The 13,056-nt window shown below is 59.7% G+C and carries 9 protein-coding genes; all 9 read left to right on the top strand.

All coding sequences use genetic code 11. The features are described 5' to 3' along the window. Positions 1-2: 2 nt before the first annotated feature. The 9 genes from AC3WTM_RS27005 (at position 3) to capB (ending at position 13,040) form a co-directional block, all read left to right on the top strand. Positions 3-1,544 (top strand): 3-hydroxyacyl-CoA dehydrogenase, encoded by a 1,542-nt coding sequence (locus AC3WTM_RS27005; protein WP_023048092.1) that lies wholly within the window; start codon positions 3-5, stop codon positions 1,542-1,544. Between the two features lie 9 nt (positions 1,545-1,553). Then, positions 1,554-2,756, top strand: a complete 1,203-nt coding sequence (locus AC3WTM_RS27010) for a 3-oxoadipyl-CoA thiolase (protein WP_023048093.1) — start codon at positions 1,554-1,556, stop codon at positions 2,754-2,756. Positions 2,757-2,782: 26 nt separating this feature from the next. Next, positions 2,783-4,021 carry a CaiB/BaiF CoA transferase family protein gene (locus AC3WTM_RS27015; RefSeq protein ID WP_023048094.1) on the top strand — a complete coding sequence of 413 codons (1,239 nt, stop codon included), beginning with the start codon at positions 2,783-2,785 and terminating at the stop codon, positions 4,019-4,021. A gap of 56 nt (positions 4,022-4,077) precedes the next feature. Further along, positions 4,078-4,842 (top strand): electron transfer flavoprotein subunit beta/FixA family protein, encoded by a 765-nt coding sequence (locus AC3WTM_RS27020; protein ID WP_023048095.1) that lies wholly within the window; start codon positions 4,078-4,080, stop codon positions 4,840-4,842. After that, entirely contained in the window at positions 4,843-5,787 is a 945-nt protein-coding gene (locus tag AC3WTM_RS27025; RefSeq protein ID WP_023662939.1) for an electron transfer flavoprotein subunit alpha/FixB family protein, read from the top strand. It begins immediately after the preceding gene. A 646-nt stretch (positions 5,788-6,433) separates the two neighbouring features. Further along, on the top strand, positions 6,434-7,795 hold the full coding sequence (locus tag AC3WTM_RS27030) for a purine-cytosine permease family protein (RefSeq protein ID WP_041025104.1): 1,362 nt from the start codon (positions 6,434-6,436) through the stop codon (positions 7,793-7,795). A gap of 153 nt (positions 7,796-7,948) precedes the next feature. After that, positions 7,949-9,121 carry a porin gene (locus tag AC3WTM_RS27035; RefSeq protein ID WP_031637015.1) on the top strand — a complete coding sequence of 391 codons (1,173 nt, stop codon included), beginning with the start codon at positions 7,949-7,951 and terminating at the stop codon, positions 9,119-9,121. Between the two features lie 499 nt (positions 9,122-9,620). After that, entirely contained in the window at positions 9,621-10,994 is a 1,374-nt protein-coding gene (gene ltrA, locus AC3WTM_RS27040; protein WP_049950174.1) for a group II intron reverse transcriptase/maturase, read from the top strand. Positions 10,995-11,294: 300 nt separating this feature from the next. Beyond that, positions 11,295-13,040 carry a caprolactamase subunit beta gene (gene capB, locus AC3WTM_RS27045; protein WP_024075427.1) on the top strand — a complete coding sequence of 582 codons (1,746 nt, stop codon included), beginning with the start codon at positions 11,295-11,297 and terminating at the stop codon, positions 13,038-13,040. Positions 13,041-13,056 lie beyond the last annotated feature (16 nt).

A 13,056-nucleotide genomic window follows, 5' to 3' on the forward strand; every position in this document is an offset into this window, starting at 1 on the left:
CGATGACACGTGAAATTAACCGGATGGCGGTTGTTGGCGCCGGAGTCATGGGTACAGGTATTGCTCAGATCGCCGCTCAGGCGGGCATTCGCGTCACGCTGTTTGATAGTCGCGAAGGCGCTGCGCAGGGCGCCCGCGAAAGCTTGAAAGGCACGTTGGACAAGCTGGTCGACAAAGGCAAGATTGCCAACGCCGATGCGCTGGCCACGCTCTCCCGCGTGCAAGTGGCGAGCGCCCTTACGGAACTGAGCGACGTCGACCTGGTAGTGGAAGCCATTATCGAGCGCCTCGACGCCAAGCAGGGCTTGCTCGCCGAGTTGGAAGCCGTGGTTGCCGATGACTGCATTCTGGCTACCAACACCTCATCGCTCTCCGTCACCAGCATTGCTCGCAATTGCCGACTTCCCCAACGCATCGCTGGCTTTCATTTTTTTAACCCTGTGCCGCTGATGAAAGTGGTGGAAGTCATCGATGGTCTGGCGACTGACCCGCAGGTAGGCGACAGCCTCCGAGCCCTGGCTGCCCGCATGGGGCATAGGGGTATTCGGGCGAAGGACACACCAGGGTTCATCATCAATCACGCCGGCCGTGCATATAGCACTGAGGCTTTGCAAATTCTCAAGGAAGGCGTAGCCGAACCCGCCGAGGTAGACCGTATCCTGCGCGAGGGTCTGGGTTTTCGCATGGGGCCCTTGGAGCTGTTTGATCTGACGGCTCTTGATGTTTCCCATCCAGTCATTGAGTCGATCTACAACCAGTTCTACCAGGAACCGCGGTATCGGCCTGCAGCGCTAACACGCCAGATGCTGGATGCCGGCTACGTCGGGCGCAAGGTCGGGCGTGGGTTTTACCGATACGCCGACGGCCAGATGATCGATCCACCCGCCGCACAGGCAGTACCTGCGCTGGAAGCATTTCCGCCGGTTTGGCTTGGCACTGAAAACCCCGAGGATCGTGCACGTTTCACCGAGCTTCTTCAGCAGGTGGGCGCGCGGGTCGAAGAGGGCACGGTCCCAAGCAGCGAGGCCCTGTGTTTGCTGGCACCTTACGGTCTGGATGCCACCGGCGCCGTCGGCCTGTTTGGCACCGATCCTGAGCGCACGGTGTGCATCGACCCGCTGCTGGATATCGCCCGCTACCGCACGCTGATGCTAAATCCCGCTACCCATGCCGACATGCGCGATGCCGCCCATGCGCTGTTGGGCCGCGATGGCGTGGGCGTCAGTGTGATCAATGACAGTGTCGGCTTTGTGGCCCAAAGGGTACTGGCCATGATCGTCAACCTGGCGGGCGATATCGTTCAGCAGCGTATCGCCAGTGTCGATGACCTGGATGAAGGCGTGCGCCGTGGTCTTGGTTATCCGCAAGGTCCGCTGGCCTGGGGCGATAGTGTCGGGCCCAAGCGTTTGCTCACCACTCTTGAACGCATGACCGAACTGACGGGCGATCCCCGTTATCGGCCGGGTCCCTGGCTGCGGCGACGGGCCGCCTTGGGCCTTTCATTGCGTCACAACGAACCACTCCCGACTGAACCTCAACGCTAGGATTTTCCCATGCTCGACGCCTACATCTTCGCGGGACTGCGCACGCCATTTGGCCGCCACGGCGGCGCACTCGCTTCGGTACGCCCAGACGACCTCGCCGCCCATGTGATCCACGAATTGCTCGCTCGCCACGCCATCCCTGGCGAAGCCATCGAGGACGTGATTCTGGGCAATACCAACCAGGCAGGGGAGGACAGCCGCAACATCGCGCGTCACGCCGCACTGCTTGCAGGCTTGCCCGTGACCGTACCTGGGCAGACAGTTAACCGCCTGTGCGCCAGTGGTCTGGCGGCGGTGATCGATGCCGCCCGCGCAGTGACCTGTAACGAAGGCGAACTGTTTGTCGCCGGCGGGGTGGAGAGTATGTCCCGTGCACCCTTTGTCATGGCTAAAGCAGAAGCGGCCTATAGCCGCGAACTGACGGTGTTCGACAGTACCATTGGCGCCCGTTTTCCCAACCCGAAGATCGTCGCCGAGTTTGGCAACGACAGCATGCCGCAAACGGGCGATAACGTGGCTCAGGAGTACGGCATCTCCCGTGCTGAGGCCGACGTCTTTGCTGCCGGCTCTCAGGCCCGTTATGAAGCCGCACGTAGCGCAGGTTTCTTTCAGGAAGAACTGCTCGCGGTCAGCGTGCCCACCGGGCGCAAGACGCCACCCAATGTGGTGGAGCAGGACGAGCACCCGCGCCCGCAATCGGACCTGATCGCTTTGGCTCGCCTGAATCCTCTCTCCGAAGGTGGTGTGGTTACCGCCGGCAACGCATCAGGCGTCAACGATGGCGCGGCGGCATTGCTGATTGGCTCGGCCGCGGCGGGCGAACGGCACGGCTTGGTTCCGATGGCGCGCATTCTGTCGGCCGCCGCCGTGGGTGTGGCCCCGCGCATTATGGGCGTCGGCCCGGTGGAGGCTATTCATAAGGCATTGGCTCGCGCGCAGCTCAGCCTGGCGGATATGGACATTATCGAGATCAACGAAGCGTTCGCCAGCCAGGTGCTGGGCTGCCTGAAAGGTCTGGGTGTTGCGTTCAACGACCCGCGGGTAAACCCACACGGTGGCGCCATCGCCGTCGGCCACCCATTAGGTGCATCCGGTGCGCGCCTGGCCCTGAGCACCGCTCGCGCGCTGCAACAGAGCGGCAAACGCTACGCTGTGGTGAGCCTATGCATCGGCGTGGGCCAAGGCCTCGCCATGGTGATGGAGCGTGTGTAAGTGCGCGCAAGCAAAGGTGAAATGAAATGGGTGCTTTGACTGGGTATCGCGTGCTCGACTTGAGCCGCATTCTGGCTGGTCCCTGGTGCGGCCAAACTCTGGCCGATCTGGGTGCCGAAGTGATCAAAATCGAACGGCCGGGCGCGGGTGATGACACCCGTGGCTGGGGGCCGCCATGGATGAAGGGGCAGAACGCCGAGTCCACCGGCGAGGCTTCTTATTACCAGTCCACCAATCGCGGCAAGTTGTCGGTGGCGCTAAACATCGCCAGCCCCGAGGGGCAGGAAATGGTGCGGGCCCTGGCTACCAGTTGCGACGTACTGATCGAGAACTACAAGGCCGGTTCCTTGGCCAAGTACGGGCTGGATTACGCTAGCCTCGCTGCGCTCAATCCACGCCTGGTGTATTGCTCGGTGACGGGTTTCGGCCAGACCGGGCCGCGCGCCGCAGAACCGGGTTACGACTTCATCATTCAGGGTATGGGTGGAATGATGAGCATCACCGGCGAGCGCGACGATCTGCCCGGTGGCGGCCCGCAAAAGGTAGGCGTTGCCTTCGCGGACCTGATGACCGGCCTGTACTCGACGGTGGCTATCCAAGCTGCGCTGCTCAGCCGAGAAAAGACCGGGCTTGGTCAACATATCGATATGGCGTTGCTGGATGTTCAGGTCGCCACACTGTGCAACCAGAGCCAGAACTATCTGGCTTCCGGCAAGCCGCCCGGGCGTTATGGCAACGCCCACGCCAACATTGTGCCGTACCAGGTGTTTCGCGCCAGTGATCGCGACTTCATCATTGCCTGCGGCAACGACTCACAGTTCGTCGCACTGTGCGACGCCATCGGCCTGCCAGAGCTGCCGAAAGATCCGCGTTTCGCGCGCAACGCCGACCGAGTCAGCAACCGCGAGGAGATCGTTGCCATCCTGTCGCGTCACTTTCTCGGAGGGCTCGCCGATGAGTGGGTAGGGCGCATTCACCCGCAGGGCGTACCGGTAGGGGCCATCAACAGCATTGCCCAGGCGCTGGACGAACCACAGATACTGGCGCGCAACATGCTGGTCAACATTCCCCATCCCTTGAAAGCCGACTTCGTCACGGTCGGCAGTCCGATCAAGTTGTCTCGCACACCGGTCGAGTACCTGCGCCCCGCGCCGATGCTGGGTGAGCATACCGATGAGGTGCTCAAGCGCCAGTTGGGTCTCGATGATGAGCGCCTGGCCGAGTTGAAGGCACAAGGCATCATCGAACAGCTTGGTGAACGCTGAACCTGCCATGCCCCGGCCAGCCAGCTTGCCGGGGCAATTTTTCCCATGGAGCCTTTATGAAAGTCCTCGTAGCGATCAAGCGTGTGGTCGATTACAACGTCAAGGTTCGCGTCAAGGCGGACAACAGCGGCGTCGATCTCGCCAACGTTAAGATGTCGATGAACCCCTTCTGCGAAATCGCCGTGGAAGAAGCCGTACGCCTGAAAGAGAAGGGCGTTGCCAGTGAAATCGTCGTGGTGTCGATCGGCCCGACGGCGGCGCAAGAGCAGCTGCGTACTGCTTTGGCCCTCGGTGCCGACCGCGCCATCCTGGTCGAGGCTGTCAAGGAAGAGGGTGCTGACGAGCTGAACTCCCTGGCCGTGGCCAAGCTGCTCAAGGCCGTGGTCGACAAGGAGCAGCCGCAGCTGGTGATCCTCGGCAAGCAGGCCATCGACAGCGACAACAACCAGACCGGCCAGATGCTCGGCGCGCTGACCGGCTTCGGCCAAGGCACCTTCGCCTCCAAGGTCGAAGTGGCGGGCGACAAGGTCAACGTGACCCGCGAGATCGACGGCGGCCTGCAGACCGTGGCGTTGAACCTGCCGGCGATCGTCACCACCGACCTGCGTCTGAACGAGCCGCGCTACGCCTCCTTGCCGAACATCATGAAGGCCAAGAAGAAGCCGCTGGAGGTGCTCACCCCGGACGCCCTGGGCGTTGCCACCGCGTCCACCGTGAAGACCCTGAAAGTCGAAGCGCCGGCTGCCCGCCAGGCCGGCATCAAGGTCAAGTCGGTGGCGGAACTGGTCGAGAAACTGAAGAACGAGGCGAAGGTAATCTAAATGACTATCCTGGTTATCGCTGAACACACCAATGCCGCCCTGGCGCCGGCCACTCTCAACACCGTGGCCGCTGCGCAGAAGATCGGTGGCGACATCCACCTCCTGGTTGCCGGTGCCGCCTGTGGCGCCGCCGCCGAAGCGGCTGCCAAGCTCGCCGGCGTGGCCAAGGTGCTGGTGGCCGACAACGCCGCCTTCGCCCATCAGCTGCCGGAAAACGTTGCGCCGCTGGTAGCTGCTCTTGTTCAAGAAGCAGGGGGCAAGGGTTACAGCCACATCCTCGCCGCCGCCACCAGCAACGGCAAGAACATCCTGCCGCGCGTCGCCGCCCAGCTGGACGTCGACCAGATCTCCGAAATCATCGCCGTGGAAAGCGCCGACACTTTCAAGCGGCCGATCTACGCCGGTAACGCCATCGCCACCGTGCAGTCTTCGGCGGCGGTGAAGGTGATCACCGTGCGTGCCACCGGTTTCGATCCGGTGGCCGGCGAAGGCGGCAGTGCTGTCGTGGAAGCCGTGGCCGTTGGCGGCGACGCCGGCATCTCGGCCTTCGTCTTTGAGGCGCTGGCCAAGTCCGATCGTCCGGAACTGACCGCGGCCAAGATCGTCGTCTCCGGCGGTCGCGGCATGCAGAACGGCGACAACTTCAAGCACCTGTATGCCCTGGCCGACAAGCTCGGCGCCGCCGTCGGTGCTTCGCGCGCTGCGGTCGACGCCGGTTTCGTGCCCAACGACATGCAGGTTGGCCAGACCGGCAAGATCGTCGCGCCGCAGCTGTACATCGCCGTCGGCATCAGCGGTGCCATCCAGCACCTGGCCGGGATGAAAGACTCCAAGGTCATCGTGGCAATCAACAAGGACGAAGAGGCGCCGATTTTTCAGGTGGCGGATTACGGTCTAGTGGGTGACTTGTTCGAGGTCGTGCCGCAGTTGCAGCAAGTGATCTGAAGCCCTAAAGGAATGTGTTGCAATACCTATAGAATTGTGCTATGCGTGCATACTCAAGTGGCGTGCGGGTTTCAGGGCTAATGCATTTGAAACATAGAGTTGACGTGCGGGAAAGACAATTTTTTGACTTACACGTTATGCGGTAAGTCTGATGCTTGAGCGTTTGAGCTTAGGCATTCTGGTTGTTTTCGTTATTCTTTGTACCCGGTTTTGTACCCGGTTTTGACTTCTTGTAGCATGTAGTGCTGGTTGCTGGCTTAGGGTGGTTGTGCCGAGATTGAATCGGCCTCGAGCCCGTCATTGAGTGCTTTGCTTGTAGTCCTACTGGCTTGAAACGTTTAAGCGCTATGTTGTCTGTCTGGCTATCACGCTGAGTGTAGGTGTTGTTAGGTGACTCGCTCGCTAATAACGCTCTCTCGGAAAGAGATGTAAGCCATAGCGTCATTGAGGTCTTTTATTCTGACTTGGACAGCCTGAGAGATTTTCTCATCGCTTTCCGCTGGAGGAGTTTCGTCTGGGTGGGCCATCTTCCAGAGAGCAAGAAGCTTCAGGTATGACAAAAGAGAGTGCGCTCAGCAGCAAGTGGTCGCCCGCCTGAAGTACTTATGATCATGACTCCACTCATTACAAAAACAAGAGAAGAGCCATGGCCGGAAACATCAAAAAACAGGTCGATAGTATCGACTACAGCACCGTCGCGGTTCCGGAAGAACACCGCATGAGCAAAGGCTCACTGACGATGGCTTGGTGGGCCATCTGCAGTGCTATGTTTTGGCTGGTGGTGTCCGCCACCCTGGCAATGAGCTTTGGTACGATGAATGCCATAATCGGCTTACTCTTGTCGGTCGTAACTTATGCGGCCATCAACGGGGTCATTGCCCGCTACGCCATTAAGACCGGATTATCGGTCGCACTCTTCTCCCGGGTGCTATTCGGACGCGCCGGCGCAGCACTGGCCACCCTGATTTTCTTCGCCACGGCGATCTACTACAGCGTGTTTGAAGGCTCGGTGATCGCCATTGCTATCCAACACTACGTGTCCGACATCACGCTCAATCAAGCCTGCCTAATAGTGGTGCTATACAGCGTGCCACTGGTGTTCGGTAGCGTGCAGACCTGGCTGGATAAGTTCAATGGCGTGCTGCTGCCGCTCTACCTGATTGGTCTGATTGCCGTAGTAGCGATGGCCGTCGGTGAATACGGCTACAGTTCTGCCTGGTTGGAAATGGGGCCTGAGAGCGGGCCAGTAAGTAATGGCTGGTGGGACTGTTTCACCTATTTCATGGGAGTGTGGATTCTCATGATGTACACCTGGGACTACGCACGCTTCGGTCGTAAGCAGGACGCCAGCTACCACGCTAAATTTAACTTCGGCCTACCATTCTATATCTTCACCTTTCTTATTAACGGTCTGGTCGGCATCTTTCTCGCCGCCACCATTCCCACAGAGGGCGGCCTGTCTGAGGTCTCGGTGGTGCTGGCCATTGTCGAGCTGATGGGTATCTGGGGGTTGTTGTTCGTTTGGGTCAGCCAGACCCGTATCAATACCGCAAATTTCTTCATGGCCGCTAGCAACATGCATGCGTTCTTCGGCCGTTTTGGCTTGGCGGCTGTGCCTTATATGGCATGGGCCGTAGTAGTTGGCATCGTGGTCTACACAATGATGTTGCTCAATGTGTTCAGCTACATTCTGCAAGCCCTGGCATACCAGAGCATCTTTGTAGTGGCTTGGGTAGCGATCGCTTTGGCGCATATTTTCTCGCCGAAATATACCCAGCTGTTCGAGGGCAATATTGAATTCGCTCTCGAACGAGTCAACGCCTTCAACCCGTGCGGCTTGATCGCCTGGTTCTTTGCCGCTGGCCTGGGGATAGTGCTGCTGAATTTCGGCGGAGCAACGCTGGCGACCTTCTCAGCGCCGGTGACCTTTGTCTGCGCGTTCGCCAGCTACTGGCTGCTACTCAACAGCGCCAAACGCAGCTGGTTTGTCCGCACCAGCTGCAGCTGAAACCAATATCGGCGCCCACCGGGCCGATGTATTCGGCTCCGGCAACTTGCTGCAGCTACCAAACCCGATCCAAAACTAAGCCGCAACACCGCAGCGGCTTAGTGCTGCGTAGCTGAAAAAAAGACTAACAATGCTAAGAGCCAATTCATGAAAATGATCAACCTGCACCCACAAGCAACTCTCATATTACTTCCATTGTTGGCATCGCTCGCGCTACCCGCAGGTGCGGTGGCTATCAATGACAACTTGGACATTGGCGGCGCCGTGCGTGCGCGTATCGACTACGACCCCGACCGGGATATCGAGAAGCTGAGTTTCGATACTGCCTTTCTCACCGCTACCTACAACTCCGATAGTTGGATCGGCGCGGCTAAATACCGTTTCTATGGCGACGCTTACCCTTTCGACTATACCGACAAGATCGGTGACATCGCCTTCGCCGAATATGCATGGATCGGCTACAAGTTCGATGAGTCGCGTCAGATTCAGGTGGGACTAAACAAGATTCCGTTCGGCCTGCTGCCCTATGCCGGCAGCACTTTCTTCTTGACCTTGGGCAGCGTGATCGGCCTGGAAGACATTGCGAACCTTGGTGTTAAATACATCCAGCAGCAGGATGACTGGAACTTCCAACTCGCTTACTACCTAAGCCCGGCTGATCAGGGTCAAGGTACAAGCCGCGGCGGGCGGACCTATGCAACCAGTGTTGCTACGGCAGATGACTACGTCGTCGACGGCAGCGATAACCACGAGCGCGACATCTTAGTCGGGCGTCTGGCCCGCAACCTAAAGCTTGGGAGCTGGCAGTCGGAGATCGGCGCCTCGGCATTGACCTCGACGCTGCAGAACCAGGACAGTCGTGATAGCGGCCGCCGAAATGCCCTAGCAGTCCACTACTCGGGCAAGAATGGCCCCTGGGGCGTGCAACTGCAAGCCACTCGCCAGGACATGAGCCCGGAGAATCCCGGCAGAGACAAGCTGGTTAGCTTCGGCAGCTTCGACGGCACCTTTAACGTTGCCGCCAAGGGTAACCTCTATGTAGCCGACCTCAGCTATGACATTCCTGGCTCACTCGGGTGGCTCTCTGGTGTCAAGGTTTACGGTAACTACAGCCTGTTCGACAAGGATGAGTCCAGCTTCGAGGATTCCCAGCGCTTCATCCTTGGCACATCTTTCTCGCTGAAAGACCTATGGATCGCCGTCGAGTGGTTGCACGGCAAGCACGATCCCTACATCGGTGGCGGTAGCTACACCCAGAGCCTGGGCGCCGGCGGTAGCGAACGCTGGGAAAACCAGTTGTATACCAATATCGGTTACTACTTCTGAGGCAATAAGCGCCCCTAGCAACCACTCACGCTCCTATTTTCGCCAGCCATGTGCTGGCGTTTTTTTATGGTGCGCCAGGCATGGCGCGTAGCGCCGTGACTGGCGCTGTCGGGTTCACTGTGGTGGTGAGCCTGGCGACTTGGAGGTGAAAGTCCTCTACACACCCGGCAAGGGGAAGTGTTAGCTGAAGGCAAGGGTGTCGCGGGCGACTGCGAATCTGAAGGAAGCCCGAGACAAAATGCTGGCCTGACGAACAGGAAGCGGATGAGGCGGCGCAGCGGGGTGAGGTGGCCATAATCGCCAAAGCCCGATACTTGCACGGAACGCTGCGACGTAGATCCGACAGGCATAAGCAGGAAGGTCGCGCGAATTACCCTGGGAGATCTGTACGCTTGCCATTGTGCTACCGATTGTCGAGAGGCGACGGGATGGGCGTGCAGAAGTCAGCCGAGGCCGTAGTAAGTGGCGGTCAACCACGCCATCAAGGGCCGAACAGGTCATGCCGCCAGTAGGCGTCAGCGTCTCGTCGATAACCGAAATGCAGAAATTTCTCCAAGAGAAGACTGTCACCCCGAGTCCCGGCCAGAGGCCGAGGATGACGCCTGACAGCGCAGAGGTATCGGCGGCGTCGGTGACGTGGATGAACGCGGAGCCGGACACGCTGATGGAGCGGGTGCTTGCGCCGCTCAATCTCAAGCGTGCGTATCAGCGCGTGGTCAGCAACAAGGGGGCGCCGGGTGCCGATGGCATGACGGTCGCCGACTTGGCAGGCTACGTGAAACAGTATTGGCCCATCCTGAAGGTCAGGCTGCTGGCAGGTGAATACCATCCCCAGGCAGTGCGGGCGGTCGAAATTCCCAAACCGCAGGGCGGTATGCGGCAACTGGGCATTCCCAGTGTCGTGGATCGCCTGATCCAGCAAGCCCTGCTGCAACAGCTCACGCCGATCTTCGATCCGCTGTTCTCGGACTATAGCTACGGCTTCCGTCCGGGCAGAAGCGCTCACCAGGCTGTCGAGATGGCCCGCACCCATGTGGCGGCGGGTCATAGGTGTTGCGTGGAACTCGATCTGGAGAAGTTCTTTGATCGGGTCAACCACGACATCCTGATGTTCTGTGTTGAGCGCCATGTCGAAGACAAACAGGTGCTCAGACTCATCCGCCGTTACCTCGAAGCGGGCGTCATGTCGGGCGGGGTTGTCAGCCATCGGCAGGAGGGGGCGCCGCAAGGCGGCCCGCTTTCGCCGCTGCTGTCGAACATCCTGCTCGATGAACTCGACCGTGAGTTGGAGCGGCGAGGCCATCGCTTCGTGCGCTATGCCGATGACGCGAACATTTATGTCCGTAGTCCGCGTGCTGGCGAACGAGTGCTGGCCAGTGTCGAGCGGTTCCTGAATCACCGTCTGAAACTGAGACTGAATCGGGACAAGAGTCGCGTGGCTGGGTCGTGGAAATGCGACTACCTGGGGTATGGGATGAGTTGGCACTCGCAGCCTAGACTGCGAGTGGCAACCATGAGCCTGCGCCGTGTGCGCGACCGTCTCAGGGAACTGCTGCGAGGGGTGCGGGGCCACAAGATGGCGAATGTCATCGAGCGGGTAAACCCGGTGCTGCGAGGCTGGGCAGGCTACTTCAAGCTCAGCCAGAGCAAGCGTCCACTGGAAGAGCTGGATGGCTGGGTCAGGCACAAACTTCGCTGTGTCATCTGGCGGCAATGGAAGCAGCCCTCTACGAGGGCGCGCAACCTGATGCGCCTGGGATTGAGCGAGGAGCGTGCCTGCAAGTCGGCCTTCAATGGCCGAGGCCCGTGGTGGAACTCAGGAGCGCCGCATATGAATCAGGCGCTGCCGAAGAAGCTATGGGACAGACTTTGACTGGTCTCGATACTGGATACGATCAATCGGCTTAACCGCATGGCCTGAACCGCCGTGTACGGAACCGTACGCACGGTGGTGTGGGAGGACGGCGGCCGTGAGGCCGCCTCCTACCCGATCGCAGCGTTCCGGCCTCCCGGCATTAGATCTTGAGTAGATGCACCAGTAGAAACAGTTCACTTCAGGCCAAAAAACGGTGCGCTTGAAGACAAGCCAGCCGCTAGGCCCGCGCGTAGATTAGCGATGTGGGCAAGACATCCGTCACGCCTCCCCAGACAAAAACAAGATTTGTGGTGACCCATGAACACAGTAGACCCGATCACCCTGGCAGTCGTGCGCGGTGCGCTCGAAACAGCCCAGCGAGAAATGACCCTGACGCTGGAAAAGACCAGTCGCTCGAGCGTGTTCAACCTCGCCCACGACTATTCCAACGCACTCTTCGATCACCTCCCGGAAATGATCCTGCAAGGCCAGGACATTCCTATTCATCTCGGTTCGCTTATCCCAGCGATGAAATGCGTTGCTGGCTTCTTCGGTGATGAGATTGCCGAGGGCGATGTTATTTATCATAACGATCCAGCCTACATGGGCAGTCATATCCTCGACTGCTGCATGTACAAACCGGTGTTCTATAAGGGCGAGCTGGTGTTCTGGACGGTCTGCAAGGGCCACCTGACCGATATTGGCGGCCCGGTACCGGCCGGCTACAACCCGGACGCAAAAGAAATCTACGCAGAGGGCCTGCGCATCCCGCCTGTCAAGTTGTGGGCCCAGGGCCAGCGCCGGGAAGACGTAATCAACCTGCTGCTGACCAACATGCGCGCCCGCGCCTATCAAGAAGGCGATCTGAATGCCCAGTACGGTGCTTGCAGCGTGGGCGAGCGTCACCTGATCGAGTTGCTCGATCGCTATGGCGTCGACCAGGTCCGAGCGTGCATTACCGAGCTGAAAGATATGGCAGACCGTCATATGCGCGCATTGTTGCGTGATGTGCCAGACGGTTTCTACAGCGGCACTGCCATTCTCGAAGACTCCGGTCATGGTCTGGGAGAATTGTCGATCACTGCCCAGGTGGAAATTCGCGGCGACGAGGCGCACGTTCTGATAGAGAGCCCGCCGCAGGTGCCTTACTTCATCAACTCCTACGCGGGCAATTCGATCTCCGGGGTTTACCTCGGACTGATGATGTTCGCCCAGGTGCCACCGCCCTACAATGAAGGCCTCTATCGCTGCGTGAGTGTAGACCTTGGCCCGTCCGGTACTCTGTGCAACGCCCAGGAGCCGGCACCGCACGTCAACTGCACCACTACTCCGATGGAAACCCTCGCCGATGCCGTGCGTCTGGCCCTTGAACAGGCGGCTCCGGAGCGTGTGACCGCCTCCTGGGGGCATGCCAGCGGGATCAATATCGCTGGGCACGACCCACGCAACAACAACGATGAATATGTGACCATGGTGCTGGCCTCGGTCATCTCCGGCGCTGGCGCTAACAAGGCTATGGATGGTTGGCCTGCTTGCGGCCCGCTGTGCTGCTTCGGCGCGCTGATGTCCGGCGATATCGAACTGCTTGAGTACTCCTATCCGGTACTGATACACCGCTACAGCCTGATGACCGACAGTGGTGGCGCCGGTGAATTCCGCGGTGGCTCTGGTACTCGCCTGGAGCTCGAGCCGCTGAAGCACGCCATGACCGTGGTCGGTTTCGGTGAGGGCCGGCAGCTGCCTACCGCCGGTGCGGCAGGGGCGAAGAATGTTCTGCTCGAGCCCAAGCTCGGCCGCTTGATCCATAGACATGTCGACGGTGAGGAAGACCATTACATCCAGAACACTCTGCTGACCGCACAACCAGGTGAGCGCGTAATCAACGTCAACCCGGGCGGTGGTGGCTATGGCGACCCACTACGTCGTCCGCTGGCCACGGTTCTAGCCGATGTGCGCAACGGCTTGGTCTCGATTGACGGCGCGCGCCTTGAATACGGCGTAGTGATTGACGGCAACGGCCAACTCGATGAAGCCGCAACCCACGCACACCGAGCCGCGCACTGAGCACAGCCCCTTTGAG

The organism is Pseudomonas sp. EU05-FHT14B02, assembly GCF_058791055.1.